The sequence below is a fragment of the Bacillus sp. FDAARGOS_1420 genome (assembly GCF_019344915.1).
Taxonomy (GTDB): domain Bacteria; phylum Bacillota; class Bacilli; order Bacillales; family Bacillaceae_G; genus Bacillus_A; species Bacillus_A mycoides.
This window is the reverse complement of record NZ_JAHWJB010000004.1, coordinates 67109-85791: the sequence shown is the minus strand read 5'-3', so window position 1 is coordinate 85791 and position 18683 is coordinate 67109. Positions and strand designations below refer to the sequence as shown.

General features: G+C 33.6%; 14 protein-coding genes and 5 pseudogenes. 11 read left to right on the top strand and 8 right to left on the bottom strand.

The genetic code is table 11. From position 1 onward, the window contains the following. Positions 1–7 precede the first annotated feature (7 nt). Positions 8–694 (top strand): IS6 family transposase, encoded by a 687-nt coding sequence (locus I6L50_RS31730; RefSeq protein ID WP_219304184.1) that lies wholly within the window; start codon positions 8–10, stop codon positions 692–694. Positions 695–1024: 330 nt separating this feature from the next. Beyond that, positions 1025–2455, top strand: a complete 1431-nt coding sequence (locus tag I6L50_RS31725; RefSeq protein ID WP_219304183.1) for a BglG family transcription antiterminator — start codon at positions 1025–1027, stop codon at positions 2453–2455. A 66-nt stretch (positions 2456–2521) separates the two neighbouring features. Here the strand turns inward: I6L50_RS31725 and I6L50_RS35230 are convergent. Continuing rightward, positions 2522–2836, bottom strand: a pseudogene (locus I6L50_RS35230) (integrase core domain-containing protein); the annotation flags it as partial. Between the two features lie 233 nt (positions 2837–3069). Further along, positions 3070–4419 (bottom strand): annotated as a pseudogene (locus tag I6L50_RS31715) (Tn3 family transposase); the annotation flags it as partial. Between the two features lie 69 nt (positions 4420–4488). Between I6L50_RS31715 and I6L50_RS31710 the strand changes: the two are divergent. Continuing rightward, positions 4489–4632, top strand: coding sequence for a hypothetical protein (locus tag I6L50_RS31710; protein WP_257475475.1), 144 nt, complete (start codon positions 4489–4491; stop codon positions 4630–4632). Positions 4633–4981: 349 nt separating this feature from the next. Here I6L50_RS31710 and I6L50_RS31705 read toward each other — a convergent pair whose 3' ends face one another. From I6L50_RS31705 to I6L50_RS31690, 4 genes and pseudogenes are all read right to left on the bottom strand, one after another. Beyond that, positions 4982–5404: an OB-fold protein gene (locus I6L50_RS31705; protein ID WP_219304181.1), complete on the bottom strand. Its 423-nt coding sequence runs from the start codon at positions 5402–5404 to the stop codon at positions 4982–4984. 304 nt (positions 5405–5708) lie between these two features. Continuing rightward, positions 5709–6485 carry an ABC transporter permease gene (locus I6L50_RS31700; RefSeq protein WP_219304180.1) on the bottom strand — a complete coding sequence of 259 codons (777 nt, stop codon included), beginning with the start codon at positions 6483–6485 and terminating at the stop codon, positions 5709–5711. Further along, positions 6485–7387, bottom strand: a complete 903-nt coding sequence (locus tag I6L50_RS31695; protein ID WP_219304179.1) for an ABC transporter ATP-binding protein — start codon at positions 7385–7387, stop codon at positions 6485–6487. The genes I6L50_RS31700 and I6L50_RS31695 overlap by 1 nt, the downstream gene beginning before the upstream one ends. A 380-nt stretch (positions 7388–7767) precedes the next feature. After that, a pseudogene (locus tag I6L50_RS31690) lies at positions 7768–7976 on the bottom strand (IS66 family transposase); the annotation flags it as partial. Between the two features lie 257 nt (positions 7977–8233). Between I6L50_RS31690 and I6L50_RS31685 the strand changes: the two are divergent. Further along, positions 8234–9535, top strand: a complete 1302-nt coding sequence (locus I6L50_RS31685) for an aldehyde dehydrogenase (RefSeq protein ID WP_219304178.1) — start codon at positions 8234–8236, stop codon at positions 9533–9535. A 116-nt stretch (positions 9536–9651) separates the two neighbouring features. Here the strand turns inward: I6L50_RS31685 and I6L50_RS31680 are convergent, their stop codons facing one another. Then, complete coding sequence (locus tag I6L50_RS31680) at positions 9652–12726, bottom strand: Tn3 family transposase (RefSeq protein WP_219304177.1); 3075 nt, start codon at positions 12724–12726, stop codon at positions 9652–9654. A gap of 221 nt (positions 12727–12947) precedes the next feature. On the opposite strand from I6L50_RS31680, the gene I6L50_RS31675 reads away from it, so the two are divergent. Further along, the gene (locus tag I6L50_RS31675; RefSeq protein WP_219304176.1) at positions 12948–13514 is read left to right on the top strand and encodes a recombinase family protein; all 567 of its coding nucleotides are present in this window, start codon (positions 12948–12950) and stop codon (positions 13512–13514) included. A gap of 64 nt (positions 13515–13578) precedes the next feature. Here I6L50_RS31675 and I6L50_RS31670 read toward each other — a convergent pair. Then, a protein-coding gene (locus I6L50_RS31670) for an IS5 family transposase (protein ID WP_374108448.1) occupies positions 13579–14368 on the bottom strand; the annotation gives its coding sequence in 2 pieces (ribosomal slippage) (positions 13579–14109 and positions 14111–14368; 789 coding nt in all). A 306-nt stretch (positions 14369–14674) separates the two neighbouring features. Between I6L50_RS31670 and I6L50_RS31665 the strand changes: the two genes are divergently transcribed. The 6 genes and pseudogenes from I6L50_RS31665 to I6L50_RS31645 form a co-directional block, all read left to right on the top strand. Continuing rightward, positions 14675–15496: a peptidoglycan-N-acetylglucosamine deacetylase gene (locus I6L50_RS31665; RefSeq protein WP_219304174.1), complete on the top strand. Its 822-nt coding sequence runs from the start codon at positions 14675–14677 to the stop codon at positions 15494–15496. A 21-nt stretch (positions 15497–15517) separates the two neighbouring features. After that, a complete protein-coding gene (locus I6L50_RS31660) occupies positions 15518–16180 on the top strand; it encodes a YkyA family protein (protein WP_219304173.1) in 663 nt (220 codons plus the stop codon). Between the two features lie 164 nt (positions 16181–16344). Further along, a pseudogene (locus I6L50_RS35905) lies at positions 16345–16476 on the top strand (hypothetical protein); the annotation flags it as partial. Between the two features lie 27 nt (positions 16477–16503). Next, complete coding sequence (locus I6L50_RS35225) at positions 16504–16710, top strand: hypothetical protein (RefSeq protein ID WP_257475474.1); 207 nt, start codon at positions 16504–16506, stop codon at positions 16708–16710. A gap of 100 nt (positions 16711–16810) precedes the next feature. Further along, positions 16811–18100: a transposase gene (locus I6L50_RS31650; protein ID WP_219304172.1), complete on the top strand. Its 1290-nt coding sequence runs from the start codon at positions 16811–16813 to the stop codon at positions 18098–18100. A 34-nt stretch (positions 18101–18134) separates the two neighbouring features. Then, positions 18135–18616, top strand: a pseudogene (locus tag I6L50_RS31645) (Tn3 family transposase); the annotation flags it as partial. Positions 18617–18683: the final 67 nt, after the last annotated feature.

Here is an 18683-nt window from a genome sequence, read left to right as displayed (position 1 = left end):
ATCGAAAATGAGATATTTTAAAGGGAAACAATTCAAGAAAGATATTATTTTGGTAGCCGTCGGCTACTACTGTCGCTTTTCTTTAAGTTATCGCGATGTATCTGAACTTTTGAAAGAACGCGGCATATCTGTTCATCCGACAACTATCATGCGTTGGGTGCATGAATATGGAAATTTAATCTACCAAATGTGGAAGAAGAAAAATAAATCCGCACACTTCGTATGGCATTTAGATGAAACTTATATCAAAGTCAAGGGGGAGTGGCGTTATCTTTATCGTGCAATTGATACGGAAGGTCACACATTGGATATTCAACTTCGCAAAAAGCGAAATCATCAAGCTGCCTATATGTTTATGAAAAGGTTAGTGAAAGCTTTTGGAGAACCAACAATTCTCATAATAGATAAGGCTCCCGCTCTACTTTGTGCACTCAAAAAACTGAAACATAATGGATTTTATGTGCATACGAAACATTGTACTGTTAAGCATTTCAATAATTTTATCGAACAAGATCCTAGACATATCAAGAGACGTTTTGTTAAATCCGCAGGATTTCAAAATCTCCGCCATGCTTCACGTACATTGAAAGGAATCGAAACGATTCATGCCATATACAAACAAAAGAGAAGTCAGATTCCAGACTTCTCTTTTTCGACATACAACGAATTACAGCAATTATTCAAAATTTCTTAAACGATAACCAAAGTTTATAAACAGGCGTAGCTTTTTTCAAACTTTGCAACAGATCCTTCGTTCCTACCTTCTAGACAGGTTCTTAAACAAATGGTAAGACTATATGTTAACAGAATGTAAAATAGGATAACATTTTTTAAAATATTCGTTTATTAAAAAGGGATGCCATATGTACCGGACAGGTGAAGCACATGTATTAGTTGATTATGTATCAATGGAATAAAACCTTCAATAGAGAAAAACTTGTATTTCTCACTTATTTGAGCATACTAAACCAAAAAAGGAAGGAGTACATCCATTCATATCAAAGAGAATTGGATGATGTAAAGTATGTTTACACATCAACGACAACAAGCTATTATTAACATGTTATTACAAGATTTAAGATGGCATACATTGGAAGAACTTGCACAACAGGCTCAATGTTCGGAAAAAACCGTTCGACGAGATTTACACTATCTAAAAGACCAGATACCATCTGATTGGTACATACAACTCTTGAAAGGAAAAGGTGTAAGATTACACAAACCGCCGTATTCATCTCAAAACAGCATCAATTCTTTTTTTAGGAGAGAAGATATACGGTTCCGTGTATTAGATCAATTATTGCGAACGAACATTCGTACAATGACACAATTAGCTGATGCGTTATATATACAAGTGCCTACTTTATCTCATGTTCTTCCCAGTGTTCAAAAGTGTCTCCATTCCTTTAATTTAGAACTGCATAAAAGGCCATTACGCATTGTGGGAATAGAAGCGCATATTGTATATATGTTCTACGAAGTATATTTTGCAATTTACGGTGGGGAAGAATGGCCTTTTCCTGACGAAACAGGTGTTTTTTCCTATATTTCACAAATAGAGACGGAACTAGATATTCAATTTTATCCAAGTTATAAACAGCGACTTGCGTATTTAATGGCTATTGCAATCCAACGAAAAAAACAAGGATATGAAATGAAAATATTACCTATTCATGATGCACTGATTATAGAAACACCTTTTTATCTCAAAATTAAAAACCTACCAGAAATCCTATGCGACGTCTCACTGACGACAGCAGATCAAATTTTTATTACAATTGCTGTAAATTGTTGTATGTTTATTCCTGCTAATCGGAATCAATATAAGCAAGAAATGTTACAGTATTTTTCTGAAGGAGCATCCATTGTCTATCAATATACCGAGGATTTAGTAGCACAATTAGAGCATGAATTTGAACTACTTTTCCGCCAAGACAAAGAATTTTTGTTTTGTTTATTACAATATATTAGACAAGTTTCATACCGAAACCAGTTTATTCCGACCCTTACCTCTCCTTCGCCCAAATGGCATGAACAAATAAAGCAAAAACATATGAAAACTTTTCAAAGAGTCAGCTCAGTTTATACAGTATGGGCGCAGGAACACCCTTTTCTATCTCCTGCCCGTGAAGAAGACATTCTAGCTATTACGTTACAATTAGAAGCGACGTTTCAGTTAGCGCAAAATCATCGTAAAAAAGTACTGTTATACTTGGGAGATTATATTCTATGGAAACGATATATACAAGGGGTACTCTATCAAGAGTTTGGACATAGGTTATCGATTGTGCCAGAAGAAGTGCTAGATATCCATACATGTGATATTCAACAGTTAGATATAGATGGAATTATCAGTACGGTACCATTAGAAAAAATGCAGATACCTATTTTTTCTATATCAGTGATTCCCACTCGAAGAGAATTGGAAGATATTCAAGAATTCTTACGCACATAAGAAAAATTCTTTTTCCGTTGTAAAGTGGACTTGTCAACATTTACTGAACACTAAGTTAGGTGGATATTATGAATAGGCTTTCTCAAATTCGATAGGAGAAAGATAATCCAAAGAAGAATGCATTCTTTTTGTATTGTAATACAACTCTATATATTTAAATATTTCTGTCCGAGCTTGTTCAGGTGTTTTAAATTTAGCACCTTGAAGCTCTCTTTTTATGGTTTTGTAAAAGGATTCCATCAATGCATTGTCATAAGGGTTTCCTTTTCTACTGGCCGTCGAAACAGCACCATACTTTTTGAGTGTGGCTTGAAAATTACTGCTTGTATACTGAGATCCTTGGTTTGTATGAATAATTAATCCTATTTTCAGATGTTCTTTCTTATATGGGGTAGTGAGACGGTTTCGTGCTCTAGTCCGTCAGATTATAGATAGCGGTTTCTCTGTTGGAAGTTACTCATTTTTCTGAATTATGTTGATACCTAACTACGTTAGAAAGTATACGCTCAACAAATAGGGGTCACACGACCGAAAAAAGAAAATTGTACGTTAAGGAGTATTTTTACATATTATTAAGAAATAAAAACACAGAGAAAATAATCTTCCCTGTGTTTTTATTTCTGTTTTATTCTATTTTTCCGTAGTGACCGTAAGTTTTCAAAATTTAATTCTTGATTTAAATTCCAAAAATAATCTCCTGTAAGTACGATATGTTCCCAGCCTAATGGAGAGATGTGCTGAATATATTCCTCTGGAATATGAATACCATTATTCCGTAACGTTTCAATTCCACGAGAGATATAGATAGAATTCCAAGTTACAATCGCAGAAATAATGAGTTGAAGCCCACTTGCACGATGCAATTGATCTTCATAGAATCGGTCACGAAGTGCGATAGATAAACTATTCTGTCTAGGGTAAGTTGATAATTTTTTTAAAATCAGGGAAGCTGTAACTGTTTCTTGTCGTACAGAGCTAACTAAACGTAATATTTCATCCCAATTTTCACGTATTTTCTTTACCTAAATTGTTTCGCTAACCATGAAGTTAATATCGTTATATATTATTGGAACAGATAATGTATATATTTTATGATTATCAATCGTTTTAATTCGTGGTGAAAAGCGAAACCCTAACATATGGCACATTCCAAATATATGATCAACAAAACCTGCGGCATCTGTATAATGTTCTTCAATTTGCAAATCTGTTTCATGATACAGTAGCCCATCAATAATATGTGGTGCCTCTTCTGAGGAACTAATAACTTGGACATAAAATGGATGATATTGATCTGATATATGTGTATAAAAACTTAATCCTGGGTTTACTTGTGCTAGGGGACTGGAAGTCCCACCGGCGCGAAAAAATTGTCCATCTGAAGATGAAGTAGTGCCCTCTCCCCAATAGGAAGAAAAGGGTTGTTTATGATGAAAATTTGCAATATTTCCAAGCGCTTTCGTATAGCTTTCATCTCTTATATACCAATCTGCTATCCAAGCTAGCTGAGAAGATGAGATATTTGGACAAGCATCAGCCATTTTACTTAATCCTAAATTAATTCCATCTGATAAGATAGCCGCAAATGAAATTGATTTCTCTTTTGGAGCCTGTTGAGTGTGAAGATGAACAAAGTGTGTGCTAAACTGTGTCCAAGTATCTACTTCTACTAATAAATCTGTTAATTTAATACGCGGCAATAAGTCATACACAAGTCGAGTAATTTCTTCTACATCTTCTGGAACCATCTTTTTTAGAGAAGCGACTTGTATTTTACCTCCATATATCGTTACACCTTGCAAATCTTGATTTGCAATTAAACAATTGACTTTTGAAAGCTCTATATCTAATTGTTCAAAGCGTTTGTTTAAATATTTCTCTACATCCTCTGTAAATTCCAGGGGAATTTGTTGTGTTTGCTTCATGTGCTGCCAAGTATGGGGTGGAAAAAGATACTCTTCAAAATGTGAGGTGGTACAGTAAAACTGGAACACAGTATAGAGATAAGTGATTCTATATAAGAGGCGTTTCAGATGAAAAAACAATGTGTAGAATTGGTGGTTAAAGAAGGACGTACAATTTCCAGGATTCAAAGAGAATTTGATCTAGGGGACGGGATCCTAAATGCATGGAGAAAAACTGGTTTCTCTCGCTCAAGTAAACCATTTAGTAGCTGAATTTATTTATATGTACTATCATTAAATGACTTGAATCCATATCAATATTCAAAATCAATTGCGTAATCATAAATACAAAAACCAACTCAAAAGAGTTCGATGGTATTTATTAATCCATCTTGTAAAGGATAATACATTGAATTAGTCATATCATTTCTCCTCAGCGTCTCTTAATTATAGGGGAAAGAGTATAGACGGGTTCTTTTGAGTGGTTTCAAAATGACATACAGCAGTTTGATACTCTCTTCCGTCATACCATTTTAAATAAAATGCCAGTAAAAAACTTTTTGTTCTTTTACTGTTTTCATGCTATTTGTATCAGAGCTAATACACTCATCTTTATTTACAGTTATTTTCTCACAATCATGCCCATCGCTATCATAATTTGATCTTTCTCCTTATCGTAGCCACCATCGATTCCTCGAATTGTAATCATATCTCCTACTTTAATAGGAGATAATTGTATATTTTGTTGCATCAACACTTGAATAGATTTGCTACCTTCTAATTCTATACTGAGCGTGCCGATTTCTTTTACAAATCCTGTTATTTCGACTACTTTTCCTTGATATTTCTTTTCGGCTGCTTGTATACTTTCCGTATAATCATCAACATATTTGTCATGATTTAAAATCATATATTCTCCTTTAGAAGGATTTTTCACTTTGTCATCTAAGGATGTTAACAGGTGTTTCTCAAAGAAATATATACCTCCTATTACCAAAAAAATAAGCATAATACTAATGAGACAACCCCATTTAAAAATACGCATACACAAGACCTCCTCCTTCGACATATCATCTGATTTCATATGGATTATCTTCCTTTTGCAAGTCATAGTGTATTAGCATGAACGTATTTACAAAGGCATGATTAGATAAGCTAAAATTTTTATATTACAATTTTAAAAAATCTGTAACCTTCGAATCTTCTACATCATACAGTCGTATGCAATGGATTAAGATCCACCCTACTGTAAATAAATAGCAAAATGTACATAGCGTATACACCTTGTATAACATGACATAGCTAACTTGAAGGTACGAGTCCTCCAGCCGTTAACAAGTCTGTTCCGCTTATAATACGTCACGTTTTTGAAACAACAGGCTTGATGCCAAAAGCAATGCAACGAAATACGCAATTACAAGTAGTAATGAAGTTGTAAACGTAAATTCTGAAAAAGTCGGCGTCATTCCATGATTAATGAATGGATTCCTATCATATACAGCCAAGTTTAGGTGAAAGAACACTATAAATTTTGCAACCCCTTTTGCAAATGTCAGTAAAAGCATCGTAATTGCTGATTGTAAAAAATATAAAAATAGCGTAACAATGAGAGGTAAAACAGATTTTCTAAAAATAGTTGCTAAGAAAAAAGCAACCGTCGCAAAGAAAACAGAGGATACAAATTGATAGATAATTGTCTTTAGTATAACGACTAACGTTATCTCTGTGTAACTGTGATCCATTACAAGTCCACCAAGCATCATGGAAACGAACAGACCCACACATACGATACATACCATAGCTAATAACACGGTAATATATTTAGAAAATAAAATGGTCACTCTTTTTCTTGGACGAATTAATAATTGCTTAATGGTACCTTTTTGAAACTCATCAGTAAGCGTACGGGCAGCAAGTGTAATTCCAAAAATTGTTGCAAATAAAGCAATGAGACCAATCTCTGCGTTAACATAATCTAAGTACGATCCCTTAAACTCATCCCCTTTTCCCCACTTCCACATGGCTAAAGTTCCTACTATTTCGATTGCCACAAGGATGCTTAGTAACGTGTATATCCCCTTTTTGGCATGTAATTTTAAACATTCGTTTTGAATTAAGTGAAACATTACGCTTTTCCTCCCTCAGTCATCGCTAAAAACGCATCTTCTAATGTTTTATTTTGAATCGTAACAGCATATATAAGTACATCAGCATATACAAGCCTTTTTATCAGTTGTGGAACTTCGTCTTTCGTGAGAGATACTTCAATGACATTTCCTTGCACTTGCCCTTTCAGGATTTCATTTGCTTTCTGCACTTGATTGATTCCAAACGCCACAAGTATCACTTCATCACGTTTTGCTTGTTCATGTAAATTGTACGCTTGTACACACTTCCCTTGTTTAATAATCACAACCCGATCACACATTAATTCAATTTCACTTAATAAATGACTGGATACAAGGATTGCAACGTTCTCTTCTTTCGCTAATCGCTGTAAATAATTCCGAAGTTGGCGAATACCGGCTGGATCTAATCCATTGGTTGGTTCATCTAAAATTAATATTTTTGGTTGATGAAGTAGTGCCTGTGCAATGCCTAATCGCTGTTTCATACCAAGAGAGTATGTTTTTACCTTTTTATGAATGGCATGCTCTAAGTCAACAAGCTTTACCATTTCATTGATGCGATCTGTATGAATCGGGAGAAGTGCCATATTAGCAAAATGCTTTAAGTTTTGCCAACCAGTCATATACTCATATAGTTCCGGATTTTCTACAATAGCCCCTATGTTCTCTAATGCCTTTTCTCTTTCTGTGCGAATGCTATACCCACAAATGGTAATATCACCTTCTGTAATCGAAATAAGACCTGTCATCATACGAATGGTCGTTGTCTTACCACTACCATTCGGTCCAAGGAAACCGTATATTTCCCCTTCCCGAACCTCAAAAGATAAACCGTGGATAATTTCTGTGCTGTCAATTATTTTTTGTACATTTTCTAATTTCATTACTACATTTCCCAATGCTGCAACCTCCTTTAAACTTTTAGTTTTTATCGCTACTATAAGCAATACTATAGATAATTAGAGCACTAGCTATCACATAAAAATGTAGATTCGAACAATTAATTGATCAGAATCGGAGTCATACTTCAAATAAACAAAAATGATGTTTGTATCAAGGTAATCTCCCTATCATTGTCCGTTCTCAATATTAATTATTCATGCATAGTAAAGATTATAATGAATGTTTCGTCTGCGATTTCTAATCAAAACTCGTAACTACTCAGCTTAGTTAGGAAAAAGCATACCAAATACATGTTTTCCATTCGAAAACATGAAAGAGAAAATACAAATCCTCCATCCAATAAGAGAAATAATCTAGATCAAATAGAGCATTTCTCTTATGAAATTGTGCAATTCCAAGGAACCGTTCCGGTTCTATAACCTGGTCTATCACTTGTAAGACAGATTGTTTTTTCATGATATTCATAAAACTTCGTATCTGACAACAAGATTCTGCACCTTTCTTACTTCGGAAAGTCCCAGACACTTTCTGTTTTACTTTCGTCATTCGAATATCCCGTTCCACTTGATTGTTATCAAATGGAATGTCTGGCTGTTAATTCTATCAGCATATTTGGTGAATACGGTGTCCTTCTACAGATTCATATTTAAAGGACGTGTTACAATAAATACAATGCGTAGAGATATTGAAAAAACAATCGATATGAATAAGTCGTATCAATTAAAGAAACTACATTTTACGAATTTTTACCGGTTTTTTCGGGAACAGTATAAATGCCCAAAAAAATTGCTTTTTCTACGAAGTACTCCAAAGTTTAAAATCCCTATAAGGAGAGTGTTTTCATGGAAGATTATAAAAACCTTACTCAAAAACAACTTTCATTTTTCCGTAGCGGAAAAACCAAAAATGTTCCATTTCGTATCAATATGTTAAACAAATTAAAGGAAATTATTCTATCGAATGAGAAAGAGATACTTAAAGGATTAAAAAGTGATCTGAACAAGCCAGAAGCTGAGGCTTTTAGAACTGAAATTAAGCTTTTACTAGGAGAAATTGATTTTACACTAGATCACCTTGTCGTATGGGCAAGCCCACGAGAAGTTGAAACTCCTTCTAATCCTGCAGGTTCTACAAGCTATATTTACCCAGAACCTCTTGGACTGGCCCTCGTTATAGCCCCCTGGAATTATCCATTCCAACTTGCTTTAGCACCATTAATAGGAGCTATTGCCGCAGGAAATTGCGCTGTTTTGAAACCCTCAGAATTAACGCCACAAACTTCAAGAATGCTTGCTACAATCATTAATACAAACTTTCCTGAAGAGTATCTATGTGTTGTAGAAGGTGAAGTTGAAACAAGTACAGCCCTTCTAAAAGAAAAATTCGACCACATCTTTTTTACAGGCAGTACGATGATAGGTAAAATTGTGGCAGCCGCAGCCGCAAAAAATTTAACGCCTGTAACACTGGAATTGGGTGGAAAAAGCCCTTGTATTGTACATGAAGACGCTGATCTCGAAAAAGCAGCTATACGTATTACAAACGGAAAGTTTTTGAATGCAGGACAAACATGTGTGGCGCCAGATTACTTACTTGTCCAACGAAGTGTAAAAGAGCAGTTATTGAATAAACTCAAGGAAGCACTTCACAAGGCTTACGGAGAAGAAATTTCTCAACATCTAAATTTTTCATGGATTATTAATGAAAAGCATTTTGACCGTTTGAAACAGTATTTAGATGATGGGAATTTGGTTTTTGGAGGTAAAACGGATCCCTCTCGCTTGTTTATTGAACCTACTATCCTTGACAATATTTCGTGGGAAGATTCCGTTATGCAAGACGAGATTTTTGGACCAATCCTTCCCGTTTTAGAATATGATGATGTATCAGAAATCATCAATATTATTGTTGAACGCCCAAAACCATTAGCACTATACCTTTTTTCTGAAAGTGAAGTGTTTCAACATAACATTTTGAATAGCATATCATTTTGGGGAGGTTCCATTAATGATACTCTCAGTCACATGACATCTCATTACCTTCCATTTGGCGGTGTTGGAGAAAGTGGTATGGGGGCCTATCATGGAAAAGGAAGTTTTGAAACATTTTCACATTTCAAGAGTATATTCAAACAATCTAAATAATTTAAAAATTACATCTTTATTAACCAAAAAGGTTCTGGTGTTTTTTGAATTTGGGTGTTTTTGCCCATCCCCCGAAAAGGGGGAATAAGACAAAATATACCAAATTATATTTTGTCTTATTCTTCTTCAAGGGAAGGTGCTTGCGTTAACCTGGTTAAAATATTCTCTTCATTGATACCCTTAATGATTGTCTCTAAATTTACTACTGTTGGAGATTTGCTAAATTCATAACGTCCATAAAAATTGATATGTTGCCAGGCAACTGGTGAAATGTACTTTAATATATTCATCTCGATACCTTTGCGCTGGGATTTCGTTAATAAATTCGATAATATACTCGCATTGTAATAAATAATACAATTAGTTAGTAGCCTACTACATTCATTCCAAATCTGTTGATCTTGTTCCGTCTTGAAACGAAGTTTCCCAAAGTTTGCAAAAGATACAGCCCGACGTAATTTATGATAACTTTCCCCTCGATTTAGCGCCTTTTGAACATTTTGACGTAATGGTAGCGAATCAATATATTCTAAAAAATATAGGCTTTTGATGATATTATCATACTCCCATAATGCACGTTTTGTTTGATTTTTTCGCGCATAGGAACTTAACTTTCGAACAATAACATTTTGAGTAGTCGTTTTTAAAGCCAGAGACAACATGATCCGTTTAATATTTTCCCATTCCTTCATAATCAGCTCTGTATTGATTTTTCGCAAAGGTTTAATAAGTAATTCTTCATATTGGCTTGGATGTTGAAAACCATATAAATTTCGGGATATTGTGGCATGAATATCCTTATATCTTGGTGCAAACTGATAACCAAATAAATCTAATATAGCAAAATTAACCTCATTTGTTCCATGTGTATCTGTCGAATGAATGTTAGGCTTTACGTCAGTTGTATTATTGTATAAAATATCGAATACATAATGACTTTCATGCTCATTTGCACCAATAATTCTTGCTTGAATCGGAATATGGTTGGCCACCATTGTATAAGAGGTAATTCCTTTATTCATTCCAAAATACTTAGAAGAATGACGGGACTGTAGCGTATGAATCTGTGTTTCGAATTTTTGACCGTCGCTACTCGAATGAACAAAATCATTAATATTATAATATTGAACAATAGGAAGTTTACTTGTTGCATTACTAATGCAGTCATTCGCTGCTTTTAACGTTTCTAATCGAATAAAATTAGATGATGTAGTTGCTAATTTCGAAAAATCTATATCAAAAACTTCCCCCATTCTATATAATCCCATATTTGTGCCCCAGGCTATTAAACATGGAATGAGAATATTATAATTTGGTTTTTGATTTGCATAGCGTCCCAGGATATGTTCAAAGTTATCTAGAAAATTACATTGTTGATTTACAAAATACAGAATACTTCTTATATCAATTTGTGGTAATACATCGAATAACGAATGATTAATAGGATCTGAAACTCGGGTATATGGAAGTGTCCATGAGTTATGATTTTTATGCTTTTTCACTTGAATATATTTGTTTTTTCTCGAAGTAATCCTTTTATTGATTGCAGGAATACGAGTTTCCAATCTGTTTTCCAGTTCTTTTAAATGTTGTTCAATGGGCTGTTGTAACGTAGTTAAATGGAAATCTTTAATGAAAGTCTCTTTTTGCTCCCACTTGTCTTCATCAATTAAATCATCTTCGAAACTTCTATACTGTATACTATCTCTACAAAAAATATCTCCTGATTGTAAATGATGCCATAAGGAATAATAAATTAAAAATTCATATCGATCGATTAGTAAACGTTTTGAATGCGTCTCATCTTTCGTGTAAAGATAACGTTTGTTGCTGTTTGTTATAAAGACTTGAGGGATATCTTTGATATCATATTTGGTTAAGGTTTTTCGTTTCGTAAAAACTTCCTTTAAAAAAGTTATTGCATCCATCAGAGAGTCATCAATACCAGTTGTAACAAAATCAACCATCATAAAAATAGGACGAATTTGTCGCTTAAACTGTAAAGCTAATGCATCAATACGTTCCCAACGGAACGCTTTTTCATCTATTTTCGTATTATCGAGGATTTGATTGGCTAGTTCAGTTAATTTGGAACGGTCTAGGATAGAGAATACGCGTTTTTGAATGTCTTTAAATGCTGTATTATCTGAAATACTTTCATCTACTATAACTTGTAAAACCTTGCCTACTTTCTTAAAATCCCCCTGGTTTTCTGTATAATAGGTATATATTTGGTCTTTCGCAAAGGAAATGATATCATCGTTGTATTTTCTCATTTTATAAATAAAACTATTAATCAAGTTATCATTCATTCTTTGATAACGATGGGAAATAAAGCATAGTAAATAAATATAGATAAGATATTCGTCAAACCGTTTTAATTTATACACGGAATAATATTCTACTAAAGAAGCGTAGTATTTAATGCTTTCATTAGAAATTTTTAGTTGAGGTAAAATGATATTGGCAAGTTGAAAAAGAGGGTGTATATTACTCCCGCATTCGATTTCACGCTTAATTTCATTTATACTAAAATCTTTTGGTTCATGTTTTATTCTAGTAATCTCATATAATCCAGAAGAATTATATAATAATTCTTTTAAATGTTGTTTATCAGTTTCAGATAGATGATTCTGTATAATCATTATGAGTCGTTGTTCTTCAGATGTAATAGCCGTTCCTACAATGTCTTGCATAAAACTATACGCAGGAATAATAATGTGTTCTTCTATTAAATAATTGAGTAACTCACGAAAAATGAAAATAGGTTTCCCACTTACTGTTGCAGCTCTACGGGCTTTTTCTTGTAAAGCACCTCGATAATATGAGTCACAGATACGGTAATTAGATATTTTAAGAATTAATTTTTTATGAGTAGATCGTGTTTTTTTATCAATCGATTCAAAATCTCCAAATGACTCATTTTTAAAATGGACTTTTAAAATATATTGAATATCTTCTTGGACTTCAGATAATTTAAGCTGAAAAAATAAATGTTTAGATTTGAAATATCCTAATTGAAGAATAAAATACACTTTAGACTTTATAGAACGAAAAGTATATAATAATTCCTTTTCTACTTGTGAAAGCGAAAAGTATTGCACACGTTCTTTAGGTGTAAATATAGGTCTACTGTAAAGATGATTAATTTCATCAGTTGTTAGAATTGTCAGCCTGTTTTTAGTGTTCATATTTATTTCGGACTCCATCCCTTTGCACAAAATATTTTGTAATCAGACTCACTATGTCAAAAAGTATACTTTTTGACATAGTGAGTCTGATTAGGTTTTAAGGTTTCATAATTATAACATAATCACTTTTGAAACATGTCATTAGAATTGTATATAATTTGACATTAAAATATAATAATTATAGTTATTGTTTGGAATTTAAAGTGAGAGAGGGATATCTAATGAGGAAGTTTTTTTATATTAGAGTAAGTAGTAAAGATCAATCTATTGAAAGAGCTAGTGGAAAAGATTTTAAGCGTCCTGAATATCAACTTATGAAGCGTATGCTGAGAAATGGAGATGTTTTATATATTCAATCACTAGATCGTTTGGGAAGAAATAAACAAATGATTTTAGATGAATGGCAAGAACTAATTAAGGAAAAAGAAATTGATATCATTGTGTTAGATATGCCACTTCTTAACACAATGAAATATAAAGATTTAAATGGAATTGAAACCCTGATTTCAGATTTAATTTTACAGTTATTAAGTTATATGGCTGAAGATGAAAGAAAAAGGATCCGTGAACGACAAAAAGAAGGGATTACAATTGCACTTCAAAAAGGAGTTAAATTTGGGCGCAAAAAAGTTGAAATTGATGATAACTTTATAAAAACTTATCATCAATGGAAAAATCATAAAATTACTGCAGTAGAAGCAATGCAAAAAGTAGGGATGAAGAGCAATACGTTTTATAGAAGAGTCAAGGAATACGAATATAACTTACAAGAAAGCAATCGACCTTAAAAAGAAGGTCACTTTTTCTTATTCTCCTTTTTCGGAAGATGGACAAAAATACCTTAGAACCTGTTTAAAATCTTTTTAATAAAATTGCTACACCTGCCAATAAGCAACTCTGTCTGCTATTTTCAAGTGTTCGTTCACAGTTCTTCCACAGTCTGCGGTAATTTTCCAACCAAGCAAAAGTTCGTTCCACAATCCAGCGTTTGGGTAACACGACAAACTTGTGAAGTTCAGATCGTTTGATGATTTCAACCGAACAATCAATCGTTTCTTTGATGGATTGTGCAAAGGATGGCCCCGTATATCCGCCATCACAAAGTATATTTGTTACTTTTCCCAGTGTTTTCTTATGCCTTTCACACATTTGGATCGCACCTTCTCGATCAGTTATATTCGCAGTTGTTATTTCAATCGCATGAATAAGACCGTTCGTATCTACAGCGATATGACGTTTGATTCCTGACACTTTCTTTCCAGCATCATAGCCTTTTTCACCAGCTATCCATGTGTTTTTCACGCTTTGTGCATCTACGATGCAGAAACTTGCCTGATTCTTACGTCCATCTTGCTCACGATAGGTTTCAACCAATTTTTTTATGCACTTTTTCGAGAAGGCTTATGCCCTTCTCATCTACTTTCCGCCAAATCTGATAGTAGAAATAGACTGTTTGCCAGTTTGGAAAGTCACTTGGTAAGTTACGCCATTGGCATCCTGTGGTAAGCACGTATAGCACACCGCAGAATACCTCGTACAAATCAACTGTGCGTGGACGCGTCCTTTTTCTTGCGTTTTCCAAATCTTCTCGAATAAGTTCAAACTGTTCACGTGAAACGTTACTTGTATAATTATGTATCATAGAAAATATCCTTTTTTTACAGATTATACCATGGATTCTAAACAGGTTCTTAGAAAACTTTGCAACGAAATCGTGTGTATGCTACCTCCCATATATATGGGCAAATAATCCATAAAACCCAATAAAAATAGTCATTACGTCAGTTTACATTTTTCAAGTATCTTTATTATAATACAATAAAAGCACATCCAACCTATAAAGAAATAGGCTAAATGAAATTTTTGAAACAATTCGATTTAGATAAAAAATAATAGATTAAATAAACGGAAGAATTATATAAGAATAGATAGAAAGGAATTTTATAGAATGCGAAATGTATTTAATGTAAAAAATATTTTTATTACACTAGTGGTTATTATTACAATCGTATCTGGGTATTTTTTGTTTCAATCAGTCACATTACCGGCTAAGGCAGTAGAGAATCAAATAAATTCTGTACAGCTTGCAAGTGAGCAATCGAAAGTGGAGATGAATAAAACCGTACCAGTTCAATTCAATGGTCAAATAAGAAAAGTTGTCTATTTGACATTTGATGATGGACCAGGAAAATATACAGCTGAACTGCTAGATATATTAAAACAAAATGATGCGAAAGCGACTTTTTTCTTAATTGGTGCAAATGTAAAACATTTTTCGGATTTAGTAAAACGCGAGAAAGCAGAAGGCCATTATATAGGTATGCATAGTATGACACATGATTTTAAAAAATTGTACACAAATGGCGAGTATGTAAATGAAATGAAAGAAGATCAAGGCTTAATAGCAAATATTATTGGAGAATCTCCGAAATTGACGCGTCCTCCATATGGTTCTATGCCTGGTTTAAATGAAACGCTTCGTAATAAAGTAGTGGAAAATGACCTTAAAGTTTGGGATTGGACGATTGACTCTTTAGATTGGCAATATAATAAAATGCCTGTTGGTGTTGCTTCAGCAAAAATTGTTCAAAATGTACTTGCAGGTGCAACGAATCCTAAAGAAATTATCTTAATGCATGATATTCATCCGCAATCTATTGCAGCAGTACCAGCAATTATAAAAGGCTTAAAAGAAAAAGGTTATGAGTTTGAAGCGTATCATGAAGAGGAGCACTTCTCAATGAATTTTTGGCATGATAAACGTATGTAACACAAGGGAGGGGGAAAGAGATTGACGTATAGAAAATTAGCAATCGTTGGGGCACTAGCAGTAGGACTATTATCAGGCTGTTTTGGTGAAAAAACAGAAGAAAAATTATTAGTTGCATTTGAAAACGCAACTAAACAAGAGAAATCTTTATTTGAATATACGAAAAAATTAGGAACGTTAGAAAAACAAGAACAAGAATTATATACTCAAATTATAGCAGAAGGAAAAGAGCATAGTGGGACAATTACACAAAAATTAGATCAAGCAGCCTCAAATGTGGCTGAACGTGAAAAAATATTAAAAAATGAAAAAGAAATATTAGAGAAATCGCAAAAAAAAATGAAAGCAGTTCAAAATAATATAGAGAAAATTGAAGATAAAAAGATACAAAAACAAGCGCAAAAAGTAGCAAAGGCTTATAAAAATCGTTATGATGCTTTTCAAAAAATGTACGAAAATTATGCCAAATCAATGGTGATTGAAAAAGAGCTTTATGAAAAATTAAAAATGAAAGAAACAAAGCTAAAAGAAATTAGCGAGAAAGTGAAAGAAGTAAATAAATTAACAGAAGAAATGCAAAAAGAAAAAGAGAAATTTAATAGATATACAAAAGAGTATAACGAAGAAAAAGTAGTATTTTATAAAGAAACAAAAATTAAAATTAAGGAACCCAATAAAGCATAGTATAGATATTTTTGTCGATATGTAGCCGCAAGGTGTAAAGTTCAAATACGAAATGGTTCTTTCCAAAGTTGGTTGAAATTCTAAAAATTCATCTATACTGTTCCTATTATTTAAGTCAGGGGGATGTGCTGTAAAATGGATGATATGGTGAAAAGCTTAGATATCTGTCACATGAAATTGTAGAGGATACACTATTTATTCAGATTGCCTCGGAGAGGTTATCAGTAATATGCCCTTTCTGCAATACAGCTTCGACCAAAGTTCATTCTCGCTATGAAAGGACGTTTCATGACTTGCCCATTCAAGGTAAGAAGGTTGTATACGTGATCAACAACCGCAAAATGTTCTGCCATCATGCACAATGCCCTCGCAAGACATTTGCTGAACCATTCTCATTTTTACCCTATAAAGCCAAAAAATCCACTCGCTTGGAACAAGAAATCCTGAAAATTGCCAAAAATGTCAGTTCGCTTGTAGCTGAAAAAATATTGAACCGTGGCATTGTAAAGGTGGGGAAAAGTGCCATTTGAAGTCTACTAAAAAAAAACAATTAAAATTGATAAAGCCCATGTGAAAAGAGTCTGTATTGATGATTTTTCTTAAAAAAAGAGACACACGTATGGCACGATTATGATTGATATTGATATAGATACACATCAAGTGGTTGACCTCATTCATTCTAGAAATAGAGAAGAAGTAATAAGTTGGCTGAAAACTTTCCCGAATTTGGAGATTGTTTCTAGAGATGGTTCTATTACGTATGCTTATTCCATTGCAGAGGCTCATCCAAACGCTATTCAAATAAGCGATCGCTTTCACTTGCTTCAAAATCTAACAAGGTATTGTGCAGAATTTTTCAAATCCATCTTAAAAACAAACATCAAAATCCCAGTGACAACCTCAAAGAAAGCATCTTCCAGGGACCCAAATCGTGTAAACATACCATTTATAAAAAAAGTCAAAATAGCGAATGGCTTAATCGATACTGGTTATACGTTTCACCAAATAGCGAAAGCTGTACAGATGGATATTAGAACCGTGAAAAAGGTTTTATCCATGAGCTTAAGCGAACAAGAAGAATATCTGATGAGCACAATGAACATATCTCACACACAAAAAAAGTTACAGAAAGAAAAAAGGATATGTGAAGTACGGCAACTGTACAAACAAGGAAACTCCGAACGGAGTATTGCACGTCAACTTGGGTTAGATCGCCGTACGATCTCCAAATATCTGAATCCAAAAACAACAGGAGTTCATGCCAGCTTAGGACAAACAAAAATGAGCATGTTAGATCCCTATGCAGAAGAAATAAAACGGTACGTAATCAATCGCTATACATCTGTTCAGATTGGTGTCATTCTTCGAGAGAAAGGCTACAACGGCTCTGCCTCTACTGTGCGCAATTATATTTCTAAACTGAAAAAATCTTTATTTGAAGAACCCCAATTGTTACATGATACGGCGTTTGAATTTGTGAAACGAAAAAGGGTTATTGGCCTTTTGTTCTATTCGAAGAAGACAAAAATCAAATTATCTGAAGAACAAATAAAAGAAATTTACAAATTGCATCCAGACATCGAATCTGTCATAAATTTGGTGAATGACTTTAGGGACATCCTGAAACAAAAAAGAAGTGATGCATTGCAAATCTGGATTGAACAAGCAACTGCGTTGCATATTCAACCACTCAACAGCTTTATCAAAGGAATAAAAAGAGACTTAACAGCTGTGAAAAATGGTATCGCTTATCAATATAATAATGGTCTAGCTGAAGGGAAAATCAATAAATTAAAATTAGTGACACGCACTATGTATGGCCGTTGTCTGTTCGATTTGTTAAAAAACAAAATTTTATTACTTGAATATGAAAAAGGGAGGCTTTTCAACCAACTTTGGAAAGAACCATGTTTATCTTGACATTTACAGCGGAACAATTCAGGTAAAGAAAATACGTGAAAATTGGGATGAAATATTACGTTTAGTTAGCTCTGTACGACAAGGAACAGTTACAGCTTCCCTGATTTTTAAAAATTATCATCTTACCCTAGACAGAATAGTTTATCCATCGCACTTCGTGAAATCGGCCGAATAGAAAGAAGTTTATATGTGTTAAAGTGGATACAATATCCTGAACACAGAAGAAAAGTTCAGGTTGAATTAAATAAAGGCGAAAGTAAAAATTCTTTGGCTAGAGCTGTGTTTTTTAATCAATTAGGAGAAATTCGTGACCGATCCTATGAAGATCAATTGCATCGTCCAATTGAAATGTTACGGAATAATGGTATTCATATTCCAGAGGAATATATTCAGCACATCTCTCCATTAGGCTGGGAACATATCGCACTTACAGGAGATTATATTTGGAATTTAAATCAAGAATTGAATTTTGAAAACTTACGGCCACTACGGAAAAATAGAATAAAACAGAAATGATATGTAAAAATATTCCTTAACGTGCAATTTTATTTTTTCGGTCGTGTGACCCCTACATGGTGGCCAT

What these genes read in the sequence shown, in the direction of transcription:
- I6L50_RS31710 (WP_257475475.1), top strand. Translation starts at nt 4,489, where the DNA reads ATGAAAAAACAATGTGTAGAATTGGTGGTTAAAGAAGGACGTACAATT.
- I6L50_RS31700 (WP_219304180.1), bottom strand. Translation starts at nt 6,485, where the DNA reads ATGTTTCACTTAATTCAAAACGAATGTTTAAAATTACATGCCAAAAAG.
- I6L50_RS31685 (WP_219304178.1), top strand. Translation starts at nt 8,234, where the DNA reads ATGGAAGATTATAAAAACCTTACTCAAAAACAACTTTCATTTTTCCGT.
- I6L50_RS31680 (WP_219304177.1), bottom strand. Translation starts at nt 12,726, where the DNA reads ATGAACACTAAAAACAGGCTGACAATTCTAACAACTGATGAAATTAAT.
- I6L50_RS31650 (WP_219304172.1), top strand. Translation starts at nt 16,811, where the DNA reads ATGATTGATATTGATATAGATACACATCAAGTGGTTGACCTCATTCAT.
- I6L50_RS31665 (WP_219304174.1), top strand. Translation starts at nt 14,675, where the DNA reads ATGCGAAATGTATTTAATGTAAAAAATATTTTTATTACACTAGTGGTT.
- I6L50_RS31725 (WP_219304183.1), top strand. Translation starts at nt 1,025, where the DNA reads ATGTTTACACATCAACGACAACAAGCTATTATTAACATGTTATTACAA.
- I6L50_RS31705 (WP_219304181.1), bottom strand. Translation starts at nt 5,404, where the DNA reads ATGCGTATTTTTAAATGGGGTTGTCTCATTAGTATTATGCTTATTTTT.
- I6L50_RS31675 (WP_219304176.1), top strand. Translation starts at nt 12,948, where the DNA reads ATGAGGAAGTTTTTTTATATTAGAGTAAGTAGTAAAGATCAATCTATT.
- I6L50_RS31730 (WP_219304184.1), top strand. Translation starts at nt 8, where the DNA reads ATGAGATATTTTAAAGGGAAACAATTCAAGAAAGATATTATTTTGGTA.